General features: G+C 66.8%; 20 protein-coding genes, 2 tRNA genes and 1 pseudogene. 6 read left to right on the forward strand and 17 right to left on the reverse strand.

The features are described from left to right. Nucleotides 1–27: 27 nt before the first annotated feature. The 4 genes from ACOGJB_RS02020 to ACOGJB_RS02035 form a co-directional block, all read right to left on the reverse strand. Nucleotides 28–1,335 (reverse strand): MFS transporter, encoded by a 1,308-nt coding sequence (locus tag ACOGJB_RS02020; RefSeq protein ID WP_419839168.1) that lies wholly within the window; start codon nt 1,333–1,335, stop codon nt 28–30. 36 nt (nt 1,336–1,371) lie between these two features. Then, nucleotides 1,372–2,586, reverse strand: a complete 1,215-nt coding sequence (locus ACOGJB_RS02025) for an NAD(P)-dependent oxidoreductase (RefSeq protein ID WP_419839169.1) — start codon at nt 2,584–2,586, stop codon at nt 1,372–1,374. Nucleotides 2,587–2,757: 171 nt separating this feature from the next. Further along, nucleotides 2,758–3,717, reverse strand: a complete 960-nt coding sequence (gene denD, locus ACOGJB_RS02030; protein ID WP_419840658.1) for a D-erythronate dehydrogenase — start codon at nt 3,715–3,717, stop codon at nt 2,758–2,760. 60 nt (nt 3,718–3,777) lie between these two features. Then, entirely contained in the window at nt 3,778–4,101 is a 324-nt protein-coding gene (locus ACOGJB_RS02035; RefSeq protein ID WP_419839170.1) for a hypothetical protein, read from the reverse strand. 152 nt (nt 4,102–4,253) lie between these two features. Between ACOGJB_RS02035 and ACOGJB_RS02040 the strand changes: the two genes are divergently transcribed. Then, nucleotides 4,254–5,444, forward strand: coding sequence for a CaiB/BaiF CoA transferase family protein (locus tag ACOGJB_RS02040; RefSeq protein WP_419839171.1), 1,191 nt, complete (start codon nt 4,254–4,256; stop codon nt 5,442–5,444). Nucleotides 5,445–5,451: 7 nt separating this feature from the next. On the opposite strand, the gene ACOGJB_RS02045 is transcribed toward ACOGJB_RS02040, so the two are convergent. Beyond that, nucleotides 5,452–6,753, reverse strand: a complete 1,302-nt coding sequence (locus ACOGJB_RS02045) for a dihydroorotase (RefSeq protein ID WP_419839172.1) — start codon at nt 6,751–6,753, stop codon at nt 5,452–5,454. A 239-nt stretch (nt 6,754–6,992) separates the two neighbouring features. Between ACOGJB_RS02045 and ACOGJB_RS02050 the strand changes: the two genes are divergently transcribed. After that, nucleotides 6,993–7,889, forward strand: a complete 897-nt coding sequence (locus ACOGJB_RS02050) for a phytanoyl-CoA dioxygenase family protein (protein WP_419839173.1) — start codon at nt 6,993–6,995, stop codon at nt 7,887–7,889. A gap of 45 nt (nt 7,890–7,934) precedes the next feature. Next, nucleotides 7,935–9,515 carry a phosphotransferase family protein gene (locus tag ACOGJB_RS02055; protein WP_419839174.1) on the forward strand — a complete coding sequence of 527 codons (1,581 nt, stop codon included), beginning with the start codon at nt 7,935–7,937 and terminating at the stop codon, nt 9,513–9,515. 27 nt (nt 9,516–9,542) lie between these two features. On the opposite strand, the gene ACOGJB_RS02060 is transcribed toward ACOGJB_RS02055, so the two are convergent. From ACOGJB_RS02060 to ACOGJB_RS02090, 7 genes and pseudogenes are all read right to left on the reverse strand, one after another. Continuing rightward, a complete protein-coding gene (locus ACOGJB_RS02060) occupies nt 9,543–9,968 on the reverse strand; it encodes a DUF1761 domain-containing protein (protein WP_419839175.1) in 426 nt (141 codons plus the stop codon). Nucleotides 9,969–10,055: 87 nt separating this feature from the next. Then, nucleotides 10,056–11,237: an ABC transporter ATP-binding protein gene (locus tag ACOGJB_RS02065; protein WP_419839176.1), complete on the reverse strand. Its 1,182-nt coding sequence runs from the start codon at nt 11,235–11,237 to the stop codon at nt 10,056–10,058. Continuing rightward, the gene (locus ACOGJB_RS02070) at nt 11,234–12,541 is read right to left on the reverse strand and encodes an oligopeptide/dipeptide ABC transporter ATP-binding protein (RefSeq protein ID WP_419840659.1); all 1,308 of its coding nucleotides are present in this window, start codon (nt 12,539–12,541) and stop codon (nt 11,234–11,236) included. Before ACOGJB_RS02070 ends, ACOGJB_RS02065 begins: the two co-directional genes overlap by 4 nt. A gap of 12 nt (nt 12,542–12,553) precedes the next feature. Next, nucleotides 12,554–12,946: pseudogene (locus tag ACOGJB_RS02075) on the reverse strand (ATP-binding cassette domain-containing protein); the annotation flags it as partial. Between the two features lie 28 nt (nt 12,947–12,974). After that, nucleotides 12,975–13,877 (reverse strand): ABC transporter permease, encoded by a 903-nt coding sequence (locus ACOGJB_RS02080; protein WP_419839177.1) that lies wholly within the window; start codon nt 13,875–13,877, stop codon nt 12,975–12,977. Next, a complete protein-coding gene (locus tag ACOGJB_RS02085; RefSeq protein ID WP_419839178.1) occupies nt 13,870–14,958 on the reverse strand; it encodes an ABC transporter permease in 1,089 nt (362 codons plus the stop codon). Before ACOGJB_RS02085 ends, ACOGJB_RS02080 begins: the two co-directional genes overlap by 8 nt. Nucleotides 14,959–15,065: 107 nt before the next feature. Beyond that, entirely contained in the window at nt 15,066–17,126 is a 2,061-nt protein-coding gene (locus ACOGJB_RS02090) for an ABC transporter substrate-binding protein (RefSeq protein WP_419839179.1), read from the reverse strand. 113 nt (nt 17,127–17,239) lie between these two features. On the opposite strand from ACOGJB_RS02090, the gene ACOGJB_RS02095 reads away from it, so the two are divergent. Together ACOGJB_RS02095 and ACOGJB_RS02100 are read left to right on the forward strand one after the other, a co-directional pair. Beyond that, a tRNA-Ile gene (locus ACOGJB_RS02095) sits at nt 17,240–17,312 on the forward strand. Nucleotides 17,313–17,412: 100 nt separating this feature from the next. Continuing rightward, nucleotides 17,413–17,485, forward strand: a tRNA-Asn gene (locus ACOGJB_RS02100). Between the two features lie 5 nt (nt 17,486–17,490). Here the strand turns inward: ACOGJB_RS02100 and dnaG are convergent. From dnaG to ACOGJB_RS02115, 3 genes are all read right to left on the reverse strand, one after another. Then, on the reverse strand, nt 17,491–19,569 hold the full coding sequence (dnaG, locus tag ACOGJB_RS02105) for a DNA primase (protein WP_419839180.1): 2,079 nt from the start codon (nt 19,567–19,569) through the stop codon (nt 17,491–17,493). A 79-nt stretch (nt 19,570–19,648) separates the two neighbouring features. Further along, nucleotides 19,649–21,196: a putative PEP-binding protein gene (locus tag ACOGJB_RS02110; RefSeq protein WP_419839181.1), complete on the reverse strand. Its 1,548-nt coding sequence runs from the start codon at nt 21,194–21,196 to the stop codon at nt 19,649–19,651. A 41-nt stretch (nt 21,197–21,237) separates the two neighbouring features. Continuing rightward, entirely contained in the window at nt 21,238–22,602 is a 1,365-nt protein-coding gene (locus tag ACOGJB_RS02115) for a glycine--tRNA ligase (protein ID WP_419839182.1), read from the reverse strand. 111 nt (nt 22,603–22,713) lie between these two features. Between ACOGJB_RS02115 and ACOGJB_RS02120 the strand changes: the two genes are divergently transcribed. Continuing rightward, nucleotides 22,714–23,148, forward strand: a complete 435-nt coding sequence (locus tag ACOGJB_RS02120) for a hypothetical protein (protein ID WP_419839183.1) — start codon at nt 22,714–22,716, stop codon at nt 23,146–23,148. A gap of 202 nt (nt 23,149–23,350) precedes the next feature. Here the strand turns inward: ACOGJB_RS02120 and recO are convergent, their stop codons facing one another. Beyond that, nucleotides 23,351–24,067 (reverse strand): DNA repair protein RecO, encoded by a 717-nt coding sequence (gene recO, locus ACOGJB_RS02125; protein ID WP_419839184.1) that lies wholly within the window; start codon nt 24,065–24,067, stop codon nt 23,351–23,353. A gap of 73 nt (nt 24,068–24,140) precedes the next feature. Beyond that, on the reverse strand, nt 24,141–24,863 hold the full coding sequence (uppS, locus tag ACOGJB_RS02130) for a polyprenyl diphosphate synthase (protein ID WP_419839185.1): 723 nt from the start codon (nt 24,861–24,863) through the stop codon (nt 24,141–24,143). Nucleotides 24,864–24,936: the final 73 nt, after the last annotated feature.

Genomic DNA, 24,936 nt, shown 5'->3' on the forward strand with positions numbered 1-24,936 from the left:
CAGTCAGATCGGGGTTGACTTCGCTGTTCAGCGAGTGCCGACGAGATCCTGCCCGGCGGACTCTTGAATACCGGTGATGCGTTCACCAGAGTCGCGTGGGACCGGCCGTTCCGAGATGGCGAAGTGGATGGCGGCAGCGCCAATGGAGAGGATCGCCGCCAGCCACCACCACAGGTCGTAGCTGCCGGTGGCTTCACGCACCCATCCGCCGCCGTAAGCACCGGCGAATGCCCCGACCTGGTGGCTGAGGAAAACGAATCCGAACAAGGTGCCCGCATTGCGCAGGCCGAACTGGCCCAGCACGATGCCCGAGGTCAACGGCACGCTGGCGAGCCACACCACGCCCAGCAGCGCCCCGAACCCCAGCGCAACGGCGGGCGTGACCGGCAGCACCACCAAGCCCACAAAGGCGACGGCTCGGGTGGTGTAGATGATGCTGAGCAAGCGGCTCTTGTTGAATCGTACGCCGAGCACCCCTGCGGAGAATGCTCCGAAGATATTGAAGAGCCCGATGAGCGCCAGCGACCACGTGGCGATGCTGGTTGCGTAGCCGGCATCGGTCAGTGACTTTGGCAGGTGGACACCGACGAAGGTCACGTGGAAACCGCACACGAAGAAGGCGGCGTTCACCAAGAGGTAGTCGCGGTGGCGCAGTGCCCGGCCGGTGACCTGGCCGAGGGATTCGTGGTCTGGGGCACTTGTGGTCGTGCCGGTGGAATCTGGGCCAGGCGAATCCGGTTCGGGGGCCCCTGCGATGCGAGTGCCGGTGCGCAACGGCCGCACCACGGCGGCGATGGTCATCGTGACAGCGGCCAAGACGACCATCGAGCCGCGCCAGCCGAGCAGGTCGATGAAGACCCGGGTGAGCGGCACCAGCAGGAAATGACCGAATGAACCGAAGGCGGTGGCGATGCCCAAGGCCATCGAGCGCTGGTTCGGCTCGACGAGCTTGCCGATCGACGACAGCACGACTGCAAACGAAGCCGCGGACATGCCCAGCCCAACGATGAGCCCGCCACCCGTGTGAAGGCCCGTTGCGCCATCTGCAGTCGCCATGACCAGCAGACCGCCTGCGTAGACCGCAGCACCGACTATCAGCACTCGCCCGGCCCCGAAGCGGTCGGCGATGGCGCCGGCGAGCGGTTGGCTGAGGCCCCACACCAGGTTCTGCAGCGCGATGGTCAGACCGAATGTGTCGACGCCGATGCCCAGGGAGACGTCGATCGCGTCAGTGAACAGGCCCATGGTGGCCCGCACGCCCAGCGAGACGGCCGTGATGATGCTTCCCGCGACGACGATGGTCGTCATGGGGCTGTGTCGGGGCGTGTCGCGCACCGAGTCAGGCTAAGAGGCTGACGCGGTACCGAATGCTCAGCCGGTGTTGATGAGCCGGATGCCGTGAACGGCTTCCATCTCGGCGAGCTCGTCGAGCACTTTGCGCGACGGCCGGCGAGACACCCGGATCGTCGCCACTGCTGCGTGGTGCTTCGGTCCGGCCAGGATCTCGTTCCGCATCTGCTGCACGTTGATGCCGCTGGCCCGCAACGCCATGAGAATGCCCGCCAGCACGCCCACCTGATCACGGTGGCGGACGACGATCGTGCTGCGACCCAGCGGTCGCTCCGCCCGATTGACGCAATTGACGACGTCACCTGCAGTGAAGGCCTCGAGCACTTCGACGACGCCGTCAGCGATGTCCTCGGAGGCTTGCACCGTAGATGCACCGATGTGATGCGTGCCGGTGACGCGCGGGTGGGACGCAAGCGGCGAGCGCCAGTCCGGATCGGTACCGGGCGGTTCCTCGCAGAACACATCGAGCCCTGCGCGCATGGCTCGCTCGTCGAGCGCTCGCAGCAGCGCCCCTTCGTCCACGATCTCGCCGCGGGAGGTGTTGAGCAGGATGGCACCGTCAGGCATCTTCGCCAGGAACTCTGCATCGACGAGGCCGCATGTCTCGGGCGTGGCAGGCAGGTGCACCGACACGATGTCGGCACCGGCCAGCAGGCTGTCCCAGTCAGGATGGATCTGGATCTCGAGTTGCTTCATCTCGGCGAGAAGGGTCCCAGAGCGATCCGAGCGGTACAGCGCTGAGAGCTCGATACCGAATGCCTGTGCCCGGCGCGCCACCTCGATGCCGATGGCACCCATGCCCACGATCGCCATCCGGCGACCCTTCAGGCCGGTGGCGCCCATGTATTGGGACTTGTTCCAGCGGCCCTCATGCAGGTCCGATGTGGCATCGGGGATCTGCCGGTCGACCGCCAGCAGCAGGCCCATCGTCAGCTCGGCAACGGCCACGGCGTTTCGGCCCGGCACATTGCAGACGTAGATGCCGAGCTTGGCAGCCCCGTCGCAGTCGATCGTGTCGGTTCCCGCACCTGCTCGCAGCACCATGCTGAGCCGGTCGGAGGCCTTGAACACCTTGCGCTTGACTTCGGTGCTGCGCACGACCAGGACTTCGATGCCCTCGATGTGGTCGGCGAGATCGTCAGCGGTCAGCTCGGGCTTGACGATGCACACGTGGCCCGCAGCTTCGAGCCGGCCCAAACGGCCGGTATCGATCTTGTCGGCAAACAGAATGCGCATCGGCGTCACCGCTAGGACAGGGTTTGCGGTCACAGCGCCGCCGCAGCAGCCGCCGGGACATATACCCGCATGTCTAGCCAGTGTGCCAAACGCGCGGCCCTGCGCGGTGCCACCTGCGTTTCTGGCCTCGACTCGCCGCGTTCGCAGGCCGTTCAGGCCTCTTGCAGTCGTTCAACGGGAGGCGAAATCGTCTTCGATGTAGGCGCGGATGATGTCGTCGTAGCTCGGATCGGGTGCGAAGCCCAGGTCCAGAGCCCGCCGGGTGTCGAACCGTTCGGGCCACCCGGCGACGATCTCCGCGATGGTCGGATCGGGCGATTCAGCGATCAGAGTTTGTGCCTCGGGCCCGGCGACACGTGTGAGGGCCTCGATCTGTTCGCCGACGGTCACCGACACTCCGGGCATCGTGAGGTTGCGACGTGCTCCCAGACCTGCGCTGTCGAGTTCTGCGGCGTGGATCATGTACCCGATTGCCGTACGGGGACTGGCGTGGCTGTGGCGCACCGATCTGGCGACGGGCAGCACAGCGTTTTGTCCAGCCAGCGGTTCTCGGATGATGCCGCTGAAGAAGCCGGAAGCCGCAGCATTGGGGGCACCGGGGCGAACGCTGATGGTGGGCAGCCGTATGCCGATGCCGTCGAAGAAGCCACGGCGGCTGTAATCGGCGAGGAGTGCTTCGACCACCATCTTCTGCGTGCCATAGGAGGTGAGCGGCGTCAGATGAAAGTCGTCGGGGATCGGATCACCGAATGGCGCGCCGAAGACCGCAATGGACGATGTGAACACGATTCGAGGCGTGCCCTCAGCGAAACGCACAGCTTCGAACAGCGCTCGGGAGCCGTCGATGTTGACAGCCATCCCCTTGTCGAAGTTGGCCTCGGCTTCGCCGGACACGACGCCGGCAAGGTGGAATATCACATCTGGGACCGGGTCAAGCAGCTCGGCGGCGACGCCTGGCTCGCAGAGGTCGGCGACGTGTGCACTGCAGATGGAGCCGTGGGCCGGCGCCTCGACGATGTCGACAAGATCGATCCGGTCGACGGGACGTGCCCGCAGCGTGCCGGCGTCCACCAATCGCTTGGTCAATTTGCGGCCGAGCATTCCTGCGGCCCCGGTGATCAGCACATGCATCCGGCGAACCTCACTTGACACATCCCTGGGACGCCTCCACCGGAGTCGGACCGTCGCGAACTACAGCAGTTGCCCGACGTCGAGAATGAGCAGGATGATCAGCAGGATGATGATCCCGACGTTGAGTACGCTCACCGGCCATTTCCAGCGGTGATCGGAGTGCCAGTGCCGCCTGATGCTGGCGACGTTGGCCCAGAGCGCGACCAGCGCAATGGGTATGCCGACCGCCGGTCCGACGCCCGGTGCAAGCCCGATGAACACCGCGACGTACGGCAGGAACACGTAGGTCAGCGTGCAGCGGATGGCCGAGATGAGGATCGAGAACCGCAGCGTGCGCGCAGATGCTTCGTCAAGCTCCGAAGCTGCAGCGGCGGTCCCGGTCACGGCATCCCATTCTCGCAGCCGCGGCCTGCATTGGTGCACTGCAAACGGGCCCGCGTCGGCGCGACACGGGCTGCCGACGGGCGAGCGCATCATTGCGTGCTCAGTACCATCGTCACCAATTGCTGTGACATCACTGTGACCAAGGGGAAACCATGGCCGGAGCACTCGACGGAGTACGAGTTCTGGATCTGTCCACACTGGTGCAAGGACCGCAGGCGGCAGCCATGCTGCACGGTCTCGGCGCCGAGGTCATCAAGATCGAGTTGCCCCAGATCGGCGACGTCGGTCGTCACGTCGACATCCTGGAGGACTACGGCCACTCCTCGGTGTACATCGCGTGCAATCGAGGCAAGCGTTCGGTGACGCTCGACCTGCGTGTCGACGCGGGCCGCGAGGCGTTCCTGAAGCTCGTGGAGAACGCCGATGTGGTCCTGTCGAACTTCAAGCCGGGCACGCTCGACGAGTGGGGCTTGGGATACGACGACCTCGCCTCCGTGAACCCGGGCATCATCTGGGCTGCCGGCAGCTTCTTGGGCCCGTACGGCCCTGAGGCGGACCGTGAAGGTGCTGACATCGCAGGGCAGGCTTCCGGCGGCGTGATTGCCTCAAGCGGCTTCGACGGCGGGCCGCTGTCGACATATGGAGCGCTCGTGGCCGACCATTGCGGCGCGCAGAACCTGCAAACCGGAATTCTGGCGGCGTTGTACGCCCGCGAACGCACGGGTCGAGGCCAGCGGGTCGATGTCAGCCTCCTCGGCGGGCAGATCTGGCTGCAAGCAGTGGAGTACACGCACTTGCTGCTGACCGGAGAAGAGGCGGGCCGATCCAACGGCGGGCACCCCTTGGTGCACGCGTTGTACGGCGTATTTCCCACCTCTGACGGTGCCATTGCCATGGCTGGCTGCCCGGAGCATCTGTGGCCAGGCATGTGCCGGGCCATCGAACGCCCCGACCTCGAAGACCATCCCACGTGGAATGCCTATTTCGTGCCGCGGGAGGTGGCACTTGAGCTGCGGGCGTTCTTCGCAGAGGTATTCGCCACCCGTTCCACCGAGGAATGGTCAAAGCGACTCGAAGCCGAAGCACAACGGTTCTGCGCCGTCCGCAGCCATTCGGAGGTGGTGGCAAACGAGCAGCCGTACGCCAACGATTACCTGGTGAAAGCTGACCATGACGAGTGGGGCACCCAGACGTGGGTGGGCTGCCCCATCGCTATGTCGGACACACCCACGCGACCCGGCATCGATGTCGCCGAACTCGGCCAGCACACCGAAGAGGTACTTCTCGAGGCCGGAGTCGATTGGGAGGATCTTGAGCGCTGGCGAGAGGCCGGCGCCTGGTAAGCGTCACTCAATCGCTGAGCTCAGACCCCACGACGACCGGGCGGCCCGCCAGCACGGTGTGACGCACACGGCCGGGCAGCGTGCGGCCCGCCCAGGGCGAGTTGAGACTGCGCGACTGCAGCGTCTCGGCCTGGACGGTCCAACGCTTCGCTGCATCGAAGACGGTCACATTGGCCGGCGACCCCGCAGAGATCGGCTGGCCGTGATCGGCGATGCCGGCGATCCGAGCAGGCGCTGCCGAGATGACCTCGACGAACCGAGCCGGCGACATCTGTCCAGAGACGACGAGCTCGGACCAGACCACCGATGCCATCGTCTCCACCCCGATCATGCCTGGCGGGGCGTCGGCGAGCGGACGGTCCTTCAGCGCCGGATGATGCGGTGCGTGATCGGTCGCAACGGCGTCCAGGGAACCGTCGACTATGGCTCGACGCAGTGCGGTGACGTCGCTTGCCAGTCGCAAGGGCGGATTCATCTTGGCGGTCGTGCCGAGCCGCTCGACATCGTCTTCAGTGAGCACCAGGTGTTGCGGCGTCACCTCGGCGGTCACCGCGACCCGGTCTCTCTTTGCCTCTGCGACCAACTCCATGGCTGCGGCCGTGGAGAGGTGCAGGACGTGGTAGCGACCGCCCGTTCGCCGGGCAAGTTCGATGTCACGGTGGACCACGGACACCTCTGCGTGTGCGGGGCGCCCTTGCACACCCAGTCGCTCGGCGACAGCACCGGCGTTGATGACTCCCCCAGCAACCATCGCGGGATCTTCCGCGTGCTGGCTGATCACTGCCCCGGGCAGTTCGGTGGTCGCCTCCAGAGCGGCCGCCATCAGCGCGTCATCGGCCACGCAATCACCGTCGTCGGTGAACACGCGCACGCCCACGCGATAGAGCGCCGGAAGGTCAGCGAGCCGCTCCCCCGCCCGTCCCGCGGTGATGGCGGCCGACGTCCGAACATCGCAGGGTGCAGCGGCAGCGATCGCCATCACGTCGCGGACCATGTCGGGCGTATCGATGGGCGGAGTCGTGTTGGGCATCATCACGCACGCCGTGACGCCGCCCATCGCCGCACCGGCGGCACCGGACGCAATGTCTTCGCTGTCGGTGCCGCCCGGCGTGCGGAAGTGCACCTGGATGTCGACAAACCCGGGCATGACCCAAGCGTCTGACGCGTCCAGCGTCCGCTGCGCCTGCGGGGCCTCGCCGAACGGTACGACCGCAGCGATGCGGCCACCGGAGACCACCACATCGACTGGTTCAGCGGTATCGGCCGGAACAACGAGCCGACCGCCGGAAATCACCAGATCCGCAGCCATCGACTCACCCTAAGCACTCGAGCCAGTAGGCACAGATGCCATAGCTGTGGAGGCGGCAGGAGACTCTGCGACGTTGCGACCTGCTGGATCGCTGGAGCAGAGGGTTCTGCCGCCTCCACAGCGGGCGCACCTACCTGCGCGGCTCCAAAGCAACAGGCCGCCTCGGCGAGCGTTCCATTGCGGCGGCGTTTGGCTACGTACACAGAATCGAGAGTTCATCGCCCGGTACGGTTTGGGCCATGACGCTCGCAGAAGCTCCACCAACCGCGGACAGCCTCATCTCGGACAGCCAGCATGCCGACTACGAGGCGAACGGCTACCTGTGCCTGCCGAACTTCGTCGGACCGGATTGGCTCGACGAGCTTCGCAGCGTGACCGCAGAGTTCATCGAGGCCAGCCGCTCGCAGACCGCCTCGGGCAAGGTGTTCGACCTTGAGCCCACCCACACACCAGAGGTGCCCCGGCTCCGGCGACTCATCTCACCGGTCGACCAGCACCCGAGCTATGCACGGTTCACCTTCGAAGGTCCACCGGCGCAGCTCGCCTCGGCCTTGCTCGGCGGGCCGGTGCGCTACCACCACTCCAAGCTGAACTTCAAGTGGTCCGACGGCGGCGAGGAAGTGAAATGGCACCAGGACATCCAGTTCTGGCCCCATACCGACTTCACGCCGCTCACCATCGGCGTCTACCTCGAAGACGTCGACGGTGAGATGTCCCCGATGGGCGTGCTGCCTGGCAGCCACCGCGGCCCGCTGTACGACCAGTACGCACCGGACGGGAACTGGGCGGGTTCCATGGCTGACGCCGATGTCGCGACGCTTGACCTCGACCAGATGGTGTACCTGGGCGGTCCGGCGGGCTCGGTCACCGTCCACAACTGCTGCATGATCCACGGATCGCTGCCGAACAACTCGCCACGGCCCCGGCCCCTGCTGCTGCAGACCTATTCGGCCATCGGCTCCTACCCGATCAGTCACATCGGCGCGAACGGCGTCCTCGGCTCGAGCGGGGGCCGCCTCTGTGGCGGCGAGGCCTCCCAGATGCTCACCATCGACGGCCGCCAGATGCACGGCGCGCCCGACTGGTCGCGCAAGGGCCCGCCCACGATCTTCGGCTCCCAGCAGAAGGACGGCTGAAGCGCTGTATTCCCTCGGGGCCGGTCGCCGAACAGCAAGCACGTCGTGAGCAGCGAGCTTTCGCACCCCGTGCCGCAGTTCTTCGACGCGCTCGATGCTGCAGTGCGCCGCGAGATCGCTGATTGCGCCGGCTTGGTGGACGCCGAGCGACTCAGCGGTGGGGCGAGCATGGAGACGTACCGGCTGCGCTGCCGGCGTGCTGCCGATCCCCAGGCGTCCTTCGACATCTGCCTGCGTCGGGGTCCCGACGGCGAGGACCGCGAAGGAGACAACGTCACCGGCGTGGCTGCCGAGGCGCTGTGCATGAGCACGGCACGCTCGGCAGGGGTGCCTGAGCCCGAGGTGCTCTACGTGCTCGAGCCTGCCGACGGCGTCGGCGCCGGCTTTCTCATGGAGTGGCTGGATGGGGTGACGCTCGGGGCTCGAATTGCCCGGTCGCCCGATCTCGATGACGCACGCAAGCAGCTTGCATTCCAGTGCGGCCAGGAGATGGCACGCATTCACAGCGTCGACGTGGACGCAACGGGCCTGAGGTCGGTGCTGCGGCAATTCGAGCCGGCCGACTACTTGACCGAGACGTGGGACCGCTACAAGGAGCTGCCGACCCCGCAGCCCATGATTGATTACGCCGCTCGCTGGCTGAGCGAGCAGTTGTCCGGGCGCGGACCGGTGCAATTGACGCTGGTGCACAACGACTTCCGCAACGGCAACATCATGGTGGACCCCGTCGAAGGCCTCGTCGCCGTGCTCGACTGGGAAACTGCACATATCGGCGACCCGATGCGTGACTTGGGCTGGATGTGCACAAACTCGTGGCGCTTCGGCCAGCGTCACCTGCCCGTCGGCGGCTTCGGTCACTACGAGGACCTGTTCGCCGGCTACCAAGACGTTGCGGGCACACCCGTCGACCGAGATCGCGTGCAGTACTGGGAGGTGTTCGGCTCGTTCTGGTGGGCGGTCGGGTGCCTGGGCATGGCCGATCGCTACCGGACGGGTTCCGACGCCACCGTGGAACGGCCGGGAATCGGCCGCCGCAGCTCGGAGTGCCAGCTCGACTGTGTGAACCTGATCATTCCCGGGCCGGTCGAATTCCAGCCGGCGGTCGCAGAACTCGGCCTGCTCGAACCCGATTTCGGCCGTCGACGCAGCGAGCTGTCACCGCTCGGCGGCAGCCTCACCAGCGCTGCAGCCCATGCCGCAGCCGGCGATATGCCCCGCGTCGACGAGCTGCTCGAGAGCGTGCGCGACTTCTTGCACGGCGAGGTCCGCCAGGCCACCGAAGGTCGCACGAACTTCCTGGCGCTCGTAGCCGGCAATTCCATCGACATTGCGCTGCGGGAACGCCTGATCGGCCCCCAACTGCATCGATACGAGCTGCAGCGACTGACTGCGCTGGTTGGCGACAGCGCTGCGAACAGTAGCGACCGCCCCGCTGGGGACGCCGCGGTCGCCGAGCAGGTCACCACCCTGCGCTGGCGCCTCGTCCACGCCCTGCGAGACGGCTCGATGCCACTCGACACACCGGGTCTTGCGGACTACCTGCGCACCTCAGTCGCTCACCAGGCGGCGATCGACCAGCCCAAATACTCAGCATTCCGCCACATCGCGACCCAGCATCTGAGCTAGACGAAATCGCTTGAGGCCGACATCGGGCTAGCGCCACAGGGCGAGCAGCACGCCGATGACGCTGTAAGAGATCAGCGGGTAGCCAGAGTTGATCGCAAGAAGCCTGAAGCTGCGACCCTCGAAGGCGTAGTTGATTCCGTTGGACGTGACGACAAAGCCCACAGCGGCCAGCACGCCCAACCCGAGTCCTTCGCCGAAGGTGTCGACATCGAGACCTTGGCCCAGCAGCGCCAGCGCCAGCGTGAAGACGAACGCGAGCACGATCGCCAGCACGTAGGGGTACCACTGCCGCGGGGTTCCCTTCATCGCTTCCATGTCCTCGTCGGTCAGCCCGACTTCGGCCATCCACGGCTTGGCGAGCGTGCTGTACCACGCCGCGCCGAGCACCTGGTTGAAGACGATCGCAACGATGATCGCCCACCAGTTCAGACTTCCCAAATCCATCGCGTCCATGTGTTTTGCCCCCAAGTTCCGACAGCCTGTGCTCGGCTCTCGTACGCAGCGTATTTCTCCGCCTACACGCAGCTGCCGTTCGGCAAATCAGGTGGCGCGGATCACGACGCCAGCCTCGCTGACTCTGCCAGACGCGACGTTGCGCTCGAATGCCTCAGCGGCCTCGGGCGTGCCGACCGGGTAGAAGCAGCGATAGAGGTGGGCGCCCGCTGGCGTGCCGCCGTCGTTGTCGTCGCCCAGGTCGTCGTCCCGCCACGTCTCTCGTCGCCTGGCGCCCCCGCCATTGTTGTCGGCCGCTGCCGGCACCTCAATCAAGGCCGGCTCCTCAGCGACGCACAGTTCCTGGGCGTACTTGCAGCGAGGGGCGAACTTGCAGCCCGTCGGCAGGTCGGTCATCCGGGGCGGCTGGCCGCCGATGATCTCCAAGCGGGCATGACTGTCGTCGGTGACCTTGGGGATCGACCGGAACAATGCCTCGGTGTAGGGCATCCTCATGTTGCCGAAGAGTGTCGCCGTGGGGGCGCGCTCGACGATGCGACCCGCATACATCACGATGATCTCGTCGGTGCGGCCTGCCACGATTCCCAGATCGTGAGTGATGAGCACCAGCGACATGTCCCGCTCGGCCCGCTGGGTCTCGAGCAAGTCGAGAATCTGTGCCTGCACGGTGACATCCAGCGCGGTCGTCGGCTCGTCTGCGATGAGCAGGCGGGGGCTGCACGCAAGCGCAATGGCGATCACGATGCGCTGGCGCATGCCGCCCGAAAGCTGGTGCGGGTACTCGTCGATTCGCCGATGCGGCTCAGGGATGCCGACCTCGGTGAGCAGGTCGAGCGCAGCGGCACGAGCGGCCCTGGCTGACAGGTCCCGGTGCACGCGCAGGCCTTCACCCACCTGCTTGCCGATCTTCATGACCGGGTTCAGCGAGCCCAGCGGATCCTGGAAGACCATGGCGAGCTGCGGACCCCACATGTCGAACAGCTCGCGGCGGCCCAGCGACATCATGTCCACCCCGTCGAAGGTGACCGTCCCCGTCGATGTCACTCTGGACTTGGGCAGCAGTCGCATGATGGACCGCGACATCGCCGACTTGCCCGAGCCAGACTCCCCCACCACGCCCAGCCGAGCGCCCCGGCGCAGGGACCACTCGACCCCGTCGACCGCAACCAGCGGACCGACCGCGGTATGGAAGGTGGTCCGCAGGTCGGCGACGTCGAGCAACGGTTGCTCGTCAGCCCCCGCAAAGCCCGTCATCGAGGTGTCGGTCATGACGCACCTCTCCCAGCAGACGCGATCTCGACGCGTTCGGGTGCGGCTTCGCCGATCAGCGGTGTGTGACACGCCACGAACCGCCCCGGTGCAATCTCGCGCATCTCAGGCTCCTCGTCAGCACAGCGCTGTGCTGCGTGCGGGCACCGGGTGCGGAACCGGCAGCCCGAGGGCGGATCCATCGGCGAAGGCAGCTCGCCGTCGATGCGTCCCGACCCTAGCTCTGCCTCCGGATCGGGTTGCGGGATCGCCGCCAGCAGCATCTCCGTGTACGGATGAGCAGGCTCGTCGAACATCGCATCGGGCTCGCTGACCTCGCAGAGCTTGCCCAGATACATGACCGCCACGCGGTCGCTCACGTTCTTGACGACCGCCAAGTCGTGCGCGATGAACACCAGCGTCAGGCCCATGAGGTTCTTGAGGTCTTCAAGCAGATTCAGTATCTGCGCCTGCACCGAGACGTCCAGCGACGACACCGGCTCGTCACAGATGATCACCTGCGGCACACTGACCAACGCCCGAGCGATGGAGAGCCGCTGCGCCTGACCGCCGGAAAACTCCCACGGCCGGCGGTCCATGGCGTCATCGGGGTTGATGCCGACATATTCGAGCACCTCACGCACGCGCGGCTCGGCTTGTTCACGAGCCGCCTCGCGGTTTACCCGATAGAGCCGCAGCACCCATCGCACTAGCAGCGTGTCAACCACGATCGAGGCCACCAGCACAGTCAGCTTCACGCCCGCGTCGAGACCGGCGACGTAGAAGACCTGCAGCACTACCATGGCACTGAGGGTTGTCGCGACGCCACTGGCCCCTGCCCGTTCCGGCTTCGCGATCGACGCCGCAAACCACATGATGAGCACGGCGGTGAGCAGACCCAGCCCGCCGGAGTTCACCCACTTCGCCCAGCCGCCGAAGCTCGACCAAGTCCGCCACAGCAGGAACCCGCTGGCGGCGGTGGTGACGGCGACGCCTGCGAGGCCGACCGGTGCCGCCACCTCGCCGAACTGGCGCGACATCAAGCTGAAAGGCAGCATGAGCGCGAGCAGCACCCAGGTCAAGCCCAGCGCCAGCGCCACCGCAGCAGCCGGCAGCACCAGCGCCAGCGCCGGGAAGCCGATGACCGCAGCAGGGACCTCTGTCCAGCCCAGCCATGGCGCCGCGGCACGCTCCTCGACGGCCTCTGAGAGGATCCACAGCACGAACGCCACCGAGGCCACGAGGCCCACGATGCGCATGGGCGCCGCAAGGCGCTCCAGCAGGCTCTGCAACAACGCACCGATGCGTTCCTGCCACACGGCCATGGCTGTTCGCCTCGAGGAGTTCTCGTGAGCGATGAACAGCGGCTCGGCCACGATGTCACGCACGCGCCGCCGGGGGTTCAATGACGAGATCGGGTCTTGGTAGATCATCTGCAGGCGGGGGCGCACCTCGCGCATGGCGTCGGCGTCGAGCCCGGTCACGTCCTCTCCGGCGAGTTGCACCGTGCCTGACGTCGGCCGGGGCAGCTGCAGGATCGCCCGGCCGGTGGTGCTTTTGCCGCAGCCGGATTCGCCGACGAGTCCGAGCGTCTCGCCCTCGAGCAGGTCGAGCGACACGCCCGACACCGCATGCACCGTGCGACCGCCCACCGCGGGAAACTCCACCACGAGGTCGCGCGCGCTCAACAGCGATTCGGGACGCAGGTGCGCGTTGCCGCTGCCCGCCATTACGCGCCTGCCTTCACAGCCCAGCACTTCACAGCACAGATTCCCGCGGCTCAAAGAACTGCTGCAGCTTGTCGCCGACGAAGTTGAGCGCCAGCACCGTCACGAACATGACGATGGCCGGCATCAGGCTGATGTGCGCCGCGACATCGAGGTTGGTCCGCCCCTTGTTGATCATGTCGCCCCATGTGGGCGTGGGCGGCGGCACGCTCAGGCCCAAGAACGCCACCGAGCCCTCCACCACGATCAAGCCCGCCATGATGATCAGCGAATAGCTGACCAGCGAGGGCGCCACGTTCGGCAGCACTTCCCGGAACAGGATCCGGCCGTCACGCGCTCCCAGCGTCCGGGCCGCCAGCACGAAGTCCTGCCCGGCCCAGGTCAGGGTTGCGGCGCGCACCACCCGGGCGATCGGCGCGATCGACAGCAGCACGAAGGTGAAGACCAGGATGAAGATGCGGCGCTGTGCCTCCGCGTCCAGGAACAGCACCAGCGCCAGGAACAGGATCAGCGGCGGGATGACCAGCGATGCGTTCAGCGAGGCGGTCAGCCAGCGGTCCGCACGGCCCGTGTAATAGCCCGAGACCATGCCCAGCAGGCCGCCGATGACCAGCGCCAGCAACGTGCCGACCGTCGAGACCACCAGGCTCACCTGCGCGCCGTAGATGACTCGGCTGAATACGTCTCGCCCGACGCCGTCGTTGCCGAACCAATGCGACAGGCTGGGGCCCTGCTTGGACGTTCCCGGGAACGTCTCCGCCGGGTTCTTGATAGGCAGGATGTCAGCGAAGACTGCCGCGAACGCCAGCACGATCAGGTACACCACAGCAATCACGAAGACGATCCCGTGGCGCCGACGCGCCTCGCCGATCCATCTGGCGCCGCCGAGGATCACACGGCCGGGCACGCGCAGCAATCCCGGACGCTCACGCACCGGCGCCGACCGCCCTGCCGCGCAGCCGCGGATCCAGTGCCAGGTACAGGAAGTCCGACATCGTGAGCACCACGATGTACAGCGTCGAGATCACCAGCACCCCGCCCTGCACGGCGATGAAGTCGCGCTGGCTCACGCCTTGGAAGATGTACGAGCCGAGGCCCGGCAGCACAAAGATGACCTCGGTGATCAGCGCGCCGCCGATGAGCAGACCTACGGTCAGCCCGACCACGGTCAGCAGCGTGAAACTCGACGGGCGCAGCGCATGCCGCCACAGGATGCGGCGAGTCGGCACCCCCTTGCTGCGCGCCAAGTCGATGAACGGCAAGCGCAGCGTGCCGATCATGTCTGAGCGCAGCAGGCGCATGAACACAGCGGCTTGCCCCATCGCCAACGACAGCGACGGCAGCAGCATGTGCTTGAAATGCAGCAGCACGTCGTCGCTGATGTGCTCATAGGTCCCCGCCGGCAGGACGCGGAACCCGAACTCGGTGCCGGCCACGCTGAGCCCGCCGATCGACAAGAACAACACGAGCATGACGGCGAGCACGAAATTCGGGGTGGCCAAGAAACCCAGCATGGTGCTGTTGATGGCGCGGTCCGGCCGCTCCCCTTGCCGGTACCCCGCCCAGACGCCCAACGGCAATGCAATCACCAAAGCGAGAGCAACCGAATAGCCCATCAACTGCAAGGTCGGGGTGATGGCGTTGGAGATGCCCACGGCCACGGGTTCGCGGCGCTGGACCGACTCGCCGAAATCGCCGACCACTGCGTCGCCGAGCCAGTTGCCGTAGCGGGCGAAGAATGGCTGGTCAAGGCCGAGCTCGGTGCGGACGATCGCGATTTGATCCGCCGTGGCAGCGGGTCCCAGGATGTTGATCGCCGGATCGCCCGGCAGGCTCGCCATCAGCGCAAACACCACGAACGACACCCCGACCAGGATCGGGATCACCCCCGCGATGCGGCGCAAGGCGTAGCGCCCGTCAGCGATGACCGCGCCGACGGTGCCGATCGCCACCAGCAGCCCGAACGTCCAGCTGAACGGCGGCCGCCAGAACCACGCCCACGCGATCGCTGCCATCAATGCGGCCGCGACGATACGCCCGAGATTGTCGCGTAGGAGTTGGGTCATCGAACCGTGGTCATAGATGACCCTCGACGACTGGACACCACGGCGCCGAGGAACGCTCAGCCTTGGCAGTCTCCGTCGGTGCACCAGATCTGGCCCAGGTGGTGCTTGCCGGCGATCACCGGGAAGGAGTTTTCGGCATTGTCGGGAATGGGCAGGGACGTGATGTTCTGCACCCGCGGGTTGGCGATGACGCCCCACAGCGTCCAGTACGTCCACAGGTTCCAGACGTTCTTGCCGAAAGCCCGGTTTACCGCTTCGGCTGCCGCCTTGCGTGCGGCCGGGTCGGGGTTGTGCCGGATGACCTGGAACGCAGCGTCGATCTCGGGATCCTGGAAGCGTCCGAAGTTCAGCGCCAGCTCGGGCACCTGCGGGTTGACCGGGCTCGCCGTGGCCGAATTCCACCAGTACCACTGCTCTGAGGGGTCCACGCCGCCGTGATTGCGCCAGCCCTGCATCTGGAACACGCCTGCCAGCGCCAGGCCGATGTACTGACCCTGCTCGATCGGCGCGATCGACACGGCCAGCTCATCGCCGAACGCTTCGGTCCACATCGACGCGATCAGCTCGTTCGACTCGACGTTGAAGGCGTCATTGGTGGTGTTGAACGAGAACGTCACCGGATTCTGACCGCTGTCGGCCTTGCATTGCTCGAATTCGGCCCGGGCCGCATCAAGGTCGTAGGACGGGAAGCCAGACTCTTCGAGGTAGCCCACGCTGCCGGGTGGGAACGGGCCGTTCGCCACCTGGACGAGGCCCTGATGGCGCTCGTTGGCGTAGCGCTCGCCGTCGAACGCGTGCGCCATCGCCTTGCGGCAGCTCAGATGCACGAGCGGGTTCGTCGAGTTGAGCCCCAGCGGATCCATGGGCCAGAACTCTCCCTCATCGGGCTGGCCGTCGCCGTCGGCGTCGTAGCCGCCCCGCACGAAGGTGAGCACGGGATTCACCCCGGACGCCACGTTGATCAGGCTGTGGCTGGTCTCGCCGAAGTCGTTGGCCTGCAGCAGCACGAAGTCGGAATCGCCTTCGTACTTGGCGATCTCGTCGGCGTTCGCCGTGTGGATGATGTCGAACTGGCCGGCCTTGAGGCCGTTCGAGCGGCCCTGGATGTCCACGGCCACCACGAACTCGATCTCGTCAAGGTACGGCAGGTTCTCGCCGGTGACGCCGTTGGGGCCTCGCCAGTAGTCCGGGTTGCGCTCGGCGACGAAGCTGTTGCCGTTGCCCGGCGCGTAGCTCACGTACCTGAAAGCGCCCAGCCCGATCGGCGCGGAGGGATTGCCGGTGGCGTTCTCGATCGCCGCCGTGCGTGCGGTCTCTGGCAGGGGCGACGCGGGCGACACGTACAGCGGGTTGTTCGGCAGTGTCTCCATCCATGCCTGGCTGAACATCTGTCCGCACACTTCGGCGCGGCCTGCGGGGCCGAGGCCGGTCGCCAGCGGCTGACCCGGGCTGGCAGTCACGGTGACCGTCTGGCCTTCGCCGACGACATTGGCGATGCCCAGGAATGCTGGGCCGGTCAACTGGCTCAGCCGGCAGAGGTTGATGTTGTAGGCCACGGCCTCGCCGGTGAGCGGCGTGCCGTCGTGGAACGTGATGCCGTCGCGGATGGTCATCGTCCATTCCATGTAGTCGTCGCTGTGCGACTCGGACTCGACCAGGTAGGGCACGATGTCGCCGTCGGCGTCTGTGATGTACAGCGAGTCGGTGATGGCCCGGAAGATCATGCGGCAGCTGATCGCGCACGACGTCGCGTAGTGCACGAACGGGTTGGCCGAGTCGGCCTCGATGCCGTACACGAGCTTGCCACCGTGGACCGGACCGGTTTCGGTTTCGCGTACGTCCTCGCCCGTCGCCTCGCCGGCTTCACGGGCTTCGACGACCTCTTCCATCTCTTCGGGCACGGTGGTGGCGGGCGCCGCCTCGGATTCCTCGGACGTGTCGGGATCGGGAGCGGGCGCCTCGCCGCTCTCATCGTCGTCCCCGCCCCCACACGCGGCTGCGATCAAGGCGAACACGGCGAGGATCACGCCCAGCCGGATGCCGAGCGAGCGCCGTGAACGCCGGAGGCACCTGCTCGTGGGATGTTGCGCGTCGCGCTGCAATGGACCTGTGTGCATGGTGGGTATTCCTCCTGTGCGGCGCCGCTGCAGCGCTCTACGCGCAAACTACTAGGCCTTGACGGCACCGCTGACCTACCCCCTCCGGCACGCCCGCCCGGTACGGTTCTGCTGGGCCGGTAGCTCAGTGGTCAGAGCAGGCGACTCATAATCGCTGGGTCGTGGGTTCGATCCCCACCCGGCCCACGCGTCGGCGCACACTTTGTGCACCCTCGGCAGCGCAACTCGGCGCGGCCGACTCAGTATCGTTGCTCCGCACGTTCGGGTCCTCATAGGGTCCGTTCGGTCCGGGGTAGCTCAGTTGGCAGAGCAGCGGACTGTTAATCCGTTTGTCGTGGGTTCGAGCCCCACCCCCGGAGCGCCCTCACTGCACCCCAGCAGCCTCTGCTTCGCCGGCCGTGACTGCATCGGCGGGCTCCGACCCTGTCAGCCCTGATCCGGCAGGCAGCTGCGCGCTGCGGACTGAATGCACCCATCTCACGACGGACTGTGCGGCGCCGACACGCACCGAGGCATCGAGCAGCTCAGACTCCCGGTCGAGCAGCCATCTCAGCAATTGCTCGATGTTCGCATTGTTTCGATCGAGCTCGATATGCGGCCCGTCCACACTCCCGCCCACGCTGCGACGCGTTGCCCGCACGAAGTGACGTAACGCCATCGTCGCCCGGTCGATGGCCTCCGCTGTGCTCACCGTCGCGCCTTGTTCCTCGCCGGCAGCAAGCAGCTCGCTGGCAGAGTCGTCGGGGTCGTCACCAACAGGGGCACCGGCACAGACACGGTCGAATGCCGCGGCTCCTGCTGGTGTGGCGAACAGCTCACGCACCAGCAGGTCCGTCGCATTGCCTTGCGGGACAAGCGCCGCCGCCAGCAGGCTGACGTCGTCGGCCGCCCGCTGCTGCGGGCTCTTGGCGCGCACCGCACCGGCACTCCGCCTGCGCCGGTAAGGCTGCGATTCGGCAGTGCTCGCCACTCCGGCGTCACCTGGGTAGCCGCTGTTGTAGGCACCGCCGTCGTAAGACTCGTGGTAGTCCTCCCCCGGATCGGGCGGGGGCGGGGCGTCTGCGTACGGGTCGGACGCCGCGGATGGCGGGCGATCTTCCAGACCTCGCCGAGCCGCGTCGACGCGTTCGCGGAAGCTGCCGACGTCCATCGGAATACCGCCCGCGATCGGCTCGAGATCGCTGTCCAGCAAGACTTCCGCCGGATACACGGCGAAGACCTGGGCTGCTTCGTCGGCTGCGCGGTCGCGCCCGGCAGGGCTGTCGAGATCGGCCCGCTCCAGGATCCGTTCGGCCCGGAACGTGTGCAGCGGCTGGGCCTCGTCCAGAGCTGAGCGCAGAGCCGGCGGGTTGGACGCTGCCAAGTCGCCGGGGTCGGCACCAGCAGGCAGCTTCGCCACGAATGCGTCGAGCCCGTACGCGCGCTCCCATTGATGTACACGCTCAGCGGCAGTCTGGCCTGCGGTGTCAGCGTCGAAGGCCAGCACGATGCGCTTGGCCGAGCGCGAAAGCAATTCAGCGTGCTGCGCGGTCAGGGCCGTGCCGCAGGTGGCGACTGCTTCCGAGATGCCTGCCAGGTCGCAGCCGATGACATCGGTATGACCCTCGCACACCACGATGCGCTCCGCGGTACGCGCCGCCTGCTTGGCCAGATGCAGCCCGTACAGCACCTTGCTCTTGTCATAGACCGCTGTGCCGGCGGTGTTCTTGTACTTGGGGCCCTTGGGCGGCGGCTCATCGGGGCGAGGCAGGACCCGCCCGGCGAAGCTGACCACCCGGCCACTGGCATCACAGATGGGGAACATGACGCGGTCCCGGAAAAAGTCCGACGCCTGGTCCCCATCCCCGTCACCATCCTCGCCGTCCGTGGCTTGGCTGGTTCGCCGCGACTCGGTGTAGGCCAGACCGGCTGCTGCCAGCAGCGGCGCTGCAGCATCGAGATGTCTGCACAGCGCATCCCACAGCGGTGGTGCGTACCCAAGCCGCCACTTGACGACGGTGTCGCGGTCGTAACCGCGCCGGCGCAGGTACGCACGTGCTTCGCCGGCATCGGCGCTGCTCATCAGACGCTCGTGGTAGTAGCAGGCCGCCCGTTCGAGCAGGTCGAGCAGTTCCTTGCGACGCTGGTTGGCACGCTGCGCGCCGGGCGCGTCGTAGGTCAGGGTGATGTTTGCTGCTGCGGCCAGTTGCTCGACGGCGTCAGTGAAGTCCAAGTGCTCGGTTTCGCGCAGGAACGTGATGGCATCGCCGGAGGCCTTGCAGCCGAAGCAGTGATAGAAGCCGTCGGAGCCGCTCACGCTGAACGACGGCGTCTTCTCGGTATGGAACGGGCACAGTCCCACATGGCGGCTGCCGGAACGTTTCAAGCTGACCCGACGGCCGATGAGCGCGACGAGATCGGTCGCCTCGCGCACACGCTGCACGTCGGAATCCCGAATACTCATGTTCACTGCGACGCTAACGATTCACCAACGCCTGGGTGGTCTGGCTCATTGCCCGCACCTCGTTCTGCTGGCGACTCCGCTACCGCTCTGGTCCGGAAGCGAGCTGGGCTTGGGCGGCGGCGAGGCGGGCTACGGGTACCCGGTAGGGCGAGCAGGACACGTAGTCGAGCCCGGCTCGCACAGCGAACTCGATGCTGGCCGGGTCGCCGCCGTGCTCGCCGCAGACGCCGGCGCGCATGCCTGGGGCGACGGTGCGCACTCCCACCAGTGCACTGTTCACGAGCTCGCCGACGCCGTCACAGTCCAGCGAGGCGAATGGGTCAGCGCTGAGCAGGCCGTCGGCGAGGTAGGGCGCGATGACGCGAGTGGCTGTGTCGTCACGGCTGAAGCCGAACACCATCTGGGTGAGATCGTTGGTGCCGAAGCTCACAAAATCCACTGCGGGTGCGAGCTGGCCAGCTATCAGGCAGGCACGAGGCGTTTCGATCATGGTGCCGATCGGCGGCGCCGGACCCGCCTGCGCCTCCTCCCACGACCTGCGCACGACACGGACGGCGGCAGCGAGCTCTTCAGCCGTCGAGACGAGCGGGATCATGATCTCGGCGTGCGGGTCACCGCCCGACGAGCGCCGATCGGCGACCGCACCGGCGAGTGCCCGAACCTGGGCCTCATACAGCTCAGGTCGCAAAAGCCCCAGCCGCACGCCGCGCACGCCCAGCATCGGATTGTGCTCGTGCCATGGCGCGGCGGCTTCGGGGTCCGCGCCGGCCAGGAACTCGTGCATGGGCGCATCGAGCAGCCTCACGGTAACAGCCAGGCCGTCCATGGCAGCGAGCAGTTCACTGAAGTCGGCCTGCTGGGCTGCCACGAGGTCGTCGAGATGATCGTCGTGGCCGCTCAAGATGACGTGCTGGACTATCTCCAACCGGTCGGGCTGCAAGAACATGTGCTCGGTGCGGCACAGCCCGATGCCGTGCGCTCCGAGCGCCCGCGCCATCGTGGCATCCGGCGCCAGGTCCGCGTTCGCGAGCACAGCGAACCGGCCGGCCACGAGGCGGTCTGCCCAGCCGAGCACTTCGGTGATCTCTGCTGGCAGGCCCGAAACCGGCCCAGAGCCGGCCACCGCCGATCCGGCTACCTCACGTCCTCCCAGGGTCACCTCGCCAGTTGACCCGTCAATCGAGATCGGTGTGCCGTTGCCGATGCGGAGATCGCCCACAGTGAAGCTGTCGGATTCGACCGTGATCTCGCGTGCATCGCACACCGCGGGAATGCCCCACCCACGCGCGACGACCGCAGCGTGGCTGGCCATCCCGCCGCGGGCGGTCAGGATGCCTGCCGACAGGCCCATGGCGGCGACGTCGGCGGGTGTTGTCTCGGTGGCAACCAGGATCACCGTCTGATCTTGAGCGACGAGGTCGAGCGCAGCCTGCGAGCCGACGGCCACGAGCCCGGAGGCTGCGCCGGGCGATGCCCCCAATCCGGTGGTCAGCGCGGTGAACTCGCCAGCGCCCGATGCGCTGGCGGACTCGAAGGAGGGATGGAGGGCGTCGAGCACTGCGTCAACGCTGAGTTCGGCAATGGCCTGCCGCTGGCGAGTGCTCAGCCCCGCATCGACGTCTGCCATCCCAACCCCCGCGCGCGCCGGCTCGTTTCCGTCTCGTGCCGCTAGAGATCTAAGCGGCTTGCGAGATGGTCTACTAGCGACGCGATCGGCACCCGGTCCTGGGCCATCGTGTCGCGGTCACGCACGGTCACGCAGCGATCGTCGATGGACTCGAAGTCGACCGTGACGCACAGTGGCGTGCCGATCTCGTCCTGGCGGCGGTAGCGGCGCCCGATGGCCTGGGTCTCGTCGTAGTCGCACATCCAGTGCGGTTGGCACATCGCCAGCACCTCGCCGGCCAGCGCCCCCAACGGCTCCTTGCGCGACAGCGGCAGCACCGCCACCTTGTAGGGCGCAAGCCGGGGGTGGAGTCCCAGCACCGTGCGCAGATCGTCATTGACGGTTTCTTCCCGGTATGCGGCGAGCAGAAACGCCATGAGCGCCCTCGTCGCTCCAGCCGCGGGTTCGATCACGTGTGGCACATATCGATCGCCGCTGGCCTGGTCGAAGTACTCCAGCTTCTGGCCCGAATGGGAGGCGTGCTGGCGCAGGTCGTAATCGCCGCGGTTGGCCACGCCCTCGAGCTCGCCCCAGCCCCACGGGAACAAGAACTCAACATCGCTCGTACCGCTGGAGTAGTGGCTGAGCTCGTCGGCATCGTGAGGCCGCAGCCGCAGGTGAGTCGCAGGGATGCCCAGGTCGACGTACCACTGGTACCGATCGGCCAGCCAGAACTCGTACCACTGCTGCGCCTCAGCGGGCGGGACAAAGAACTCCAGCTCCATCTGCTCGAACTCGCGAGTCCGGAACACGAAGTTGCCCGGCGTGATCTCGTTGCGGAACGACTTGCCTACCTGCGCGATGCCGAAGGGCGGTCGCTTGCGGCTGGTTTCCAGGATGTTCTTGAAGTTCACGAACATGCCCTGGGCAGTCTCGGGCCGCAGGTACACCTCCGCGCCGGCGCCCTCCACCGGGCCGGCCTGGGTGCGGAACATGAGATTGAAGGCGCGGGCCTCAGTGAAGGTGCCGCGCTCGCCGCAGTTGGGGCACTGGTCGGGGTCGTCGAGCTGGTCTTCGCGGTGGCGCGTCTTGCAGCTTGTGCAGTCCACCAGAGGGTCGCTGAAGTTCGTCAGGTGGCCCGAGGCCTCCCACACCTGGGGCGGGCCCAAAATGGACGCATCGAGGCCCACCACGTCGCTGCGCATCTGAACCATCGAGCGCCACCAGGCGTCTTTCACATTGCGCAGCAGCTGCGCACCGATCGGGCCGTAGTCGTACGCGCTGCGAAAGCCGCCGTAAATCTCCGCTGAGCCGAAGACGATTCCCCGGCGCTTGCAGAGGTTCACGATCTTGTCGAACAGCGCGGAATCGGCCGCGGGCTCGCAATCGGTGTCGGGCGCTGGCTCAGCGCTGGTGGGCGAAGTCACGGGCGGCAAGGGTACTGAGGGTCGTGCGGGCCGCCGGGATGAATTTCGCCCCGATGGGCCGGCCGGACTTCGTGCCCCGGCGAGAGACCCGCGCTCATTAGCATTGACGGCATGCGGCTGCGTGACACCACCGTGGTCTTCCTGTGCGCCTTCTTGGGCATCGCGGTCTTGCTGGTGCCGATGCCCGTCTTTGGCGGTCCTTACGAGGACATCCGGGAGGGCGAAGTGGACTGGACGTGCGCGATACCGCCGTTGAGCCTGGTCCCGCCCGACGTGGATCTCGACGAGCTACGCGATGCCATATCGACCGCTCATGTCACGGCTCGCACCACCGGCACCATCTACGAGCCGCCACAGAGCCGCCACCCGCTGTGCCGCGGGCTGGCTCGCACCCAGGTAGTGCTGGGGCTGCTGGCGCTGGCCGGGGCGTTCTGGCGCGGCCGCAGGTGGTGGCGCTCGACGGCCGATACGCGTGCGGAAAAGCGCTTCAAGCGGTTGCATCAGAGCGTCGAGAACCCCCAGAGTCGCTCCAAGATGTTCCGCTAGACGAGTGCGCCCGCGGAGGAGGCGGCAGAACCCTCTGCTCCCGCGATCCAGCAAGCGAGAGATGCGCACCTACCCGCAGTTCTTGCCGACGTCATCGGCTCATCACGTTGCGCCCGATCGGGAACCGGTCGCAACGTCGCAGAGTCTCCTGCCGCCTCCTCCGCTATGGCATCTGTGCCTTCTGGCACGTGTCCTTGGCCCCTCAGCCCAGCAGGTCAGCACTGCGAAGTCGCTTTTCCATGTGGTATTCCCACATGCGGGTGACGACCGCTGCGACCTCGTGGGTGTCGGAGGAGGGCTCGAGGTCAAGCACGGCATTCACCCGGCCTTCGGTGATCAAGCGCAGCATCTCGAGCGCCCCTCCCGAGAGCTGGCGTCCCCGCCGGTGGACTTCGCAGGTCACGCCGCCCTGTGCGGGGTCGAATGCCACGATGGGCGCGTCCTCGCAGCCGGTGCCCACCACGCAGCCCTCGAGCATCGGCGCGGTCCCCTCGTGGGCCAGCAGTCGCAGCAGGAATGCCGGCAGCAGCATCTCAGAGTGGGACTGGTCCAACCGGCGCAATGCTCCGGTGAGCATCTGGTAGGGCACGGGGTCGTCCCCACGATCGTGCACCGACTGGTCCACGGCCTCCGCCAGCGTCATGGCGGTACCCAGCCGGTCAAGGTCGCAACGCAATGTCGGCCAGCGGTCGAGCGTCACCGCGCCCGTGACGATGTCGAGCTCGCCCCGTCCCCGGTAGAGCTGCAGATCGACGTGGCGCAGCGGTTCGATGTGGCCGGCCAGCTTGCTGCGCGTCCGCCGGGATCCCTTCGCCACCGCACGCACCTTGCCGTGCTCGGAGGTGACGATCGTGATGATCCGATCGGCCTCGCCGAGCTTGAAGGTGCGCAGCACCACTCCCCGGTCCCGGTATTGCATCTGTGGGGGTATCCCCTTCGCTGTTTCGAGTGATGGCTGCAGCGAGGTGGTGCCGCAATGCGAGACGTGCGGGTCAGCGATTCAGGCCGCCGAATCGGCGGTCGCGGGCCTGGTAGGTGCAGATGGCGTCACACAGGTCCCCGCGTCGAAAGTCGGGCCAGAGCGTGTCGGTGAACACCAATTCGCTGTATGCCACCTGCCACAGCAGGAAGTTCGACAAGCGGTTCTCGCCCGATGTCCGGATCATGAGGTCGACCTCGGGCATCTCAGGGTCGTAGAGGTGCTTCACAAGCGCGGCCTCGTCGACCTCGTCCGCGGGGACGCCGGAGCGCACGAGCCCGGCCGCCGCATCGACGATCTCGGCTCGGCCGCCGTAGTTGAACGCCACCGTAAAGGTGAGGCCCGAATTTGCCGCAGTGAGCTCGACGGCCTCGTCGATGCGTGCCCGCACTCGCCGCGGGATTCGGGAGTCCGGCCGCCCGACAAAGCGGATCCGGACGTTCTGCTCGTGCAGCTCATGGCTGCGCCGCACCAGCAACGACTCGTTGAAGCCCATCAGGAAGCGGACCTCTGACGGCGGGCGCCGCCAGTTCTCCGTGCTGAACGCATACACGGTGAGCCATTGCAGACCGATGTCGGCCGCGCCCTCCACGGTGTCGATGAGGGCCTCCTCGCCGGCGGCGTGGCCCTCGGTGCGCGGCAGCCCGCGCGCTTGGGCCCAGCGTCCGTTGCCGTCCATCACACAGGCCACGTGGGTCGGCAGGCGCGACAGGTCGATTCCCGCACCCGAATTCACACTGCGCAGGGTAGAACCCCTGCCGCCGCGGGCGAGTGCGCCCGATTTCACAAACCCACACGATTGCCGGCGG

The sequence above is a fragment of the Candidatus Poriferisodalis sp. genome, assembly GCF_965208895.1.
GTDB lineage: Bacteria > Actinomycetota > Acidimicrobiia > Acidimicrobiales > Poriferisodalaceae > Poriferisodalis.

What these genes read in the sequence shown, in the direction of transcription:
- ACOGJB_RS02025 (WP_419839169.1), bottom strand. Translation starts at nt 2,586, where the DNA reads ATGCGCATTCTGTTTGCCGACAAGATCGATACCGGCCGTTTGGGCCGG.
- denD (WP_419840658.1), bottom strand. Translation starts at nt 3,717, where the DNA reads ATGCATGTGCTGATCACCGGGGCCGCAGGAATGCTCGGCCGCAAATTG.
- ACOGJB_RS02040 (WP_419839171.1), top strand. Translation starts at nt 4,254, where the DNA reads ATGGCCGGAGCACTCGACGGAGTACGAGTTCTGGATCTGTCCACACTG.
- ACOGJB_RS02045 (WP_419839172.1), bottom strand. Translation starts at nt 6,753, where the DNA reads ATGGCTGCGGATCTGGTGATTTCCGGCGGTCGGCTCGTTGTTCCGGCC.
- ACOGJB_RS02050 (WP_419839173.1), top strand. Translation starts at nt 6,993, where the DNA reads ATGACGCTCGCAGAAGCTCCACCAACCGCGGACAGCCTCATCTCGGAC.
- ACOGJB_RS02060 (WP_419839175.1), bottom strand. Translation starts at nt 9,968, where the DNA reads ATGGACGCGATGGATTTGGGAAGTCTGAACTGGTGGGCGATCATCGTT.
- ACOGJB_RS02065 (WP_419839176.1), bottom strand. Translation starts at nt 11,237, where the DNA reads ATGACCGACACCTCGATGACGGGCTTTGCGGGGGCTGACGAGCAACCG.
- ACOGJB_RS02070 (WP_419840659.1), bottom strand. Translation starts at nt 12,541, where the DNA reads ATGGCCGTGTGGCAGGAACGCATCGGTGCGTTGTTGCAGAGCCTGCTG.
- ACOGJB_RS02085 (WP_419839178.1), bottom strand. Translation starts at nt 14,958, where the DNA reads ATGGCAGCGATCGCGTGGGCGTGGTTCTGGCGGCCGCCGTTCAGCTGG.
- ACOGJB_RS02090 (WP_419839179.1), bottom strand. Translation starts at nt 17,126, where the DNA reads ATGCACACAGGTCCATTGCAGCGCGACGCGCAACATCCCACGAGCAGG.
- dnaG (WP_419839180.1), bottom strand. Translation starts at nt 19,569, where the DNA reads ATGAGTATTCGGGATTCCGACGTGCAGCGTGTGCGCGAGGCGACCGAT.
- ACOGJB_RS02110 (WP_419839181.1), bottom strand. Translation starts at nt 21,196, where the DNA reads ATGGCAGACGTCGATGCGGGGCTGAGCACTCGCCAGCGGCAGGCCATT.
- ACOGJB_RS02120 (WP_419839183.1), top strand. Translation starts at nt 22,714, where the DNA reads ATGCGGCTGCGTGACACCACCGTGGTCTTCCTGTGCGCCTTCTTGGGC.
- recO (WP_419839184.1), bottom strand. Translation starts at nt 24,067, where the DNA reads ATGCAATACCGGGACCGGGGAGTGGTGCTGCGCACCTTCAAGCTCGGC.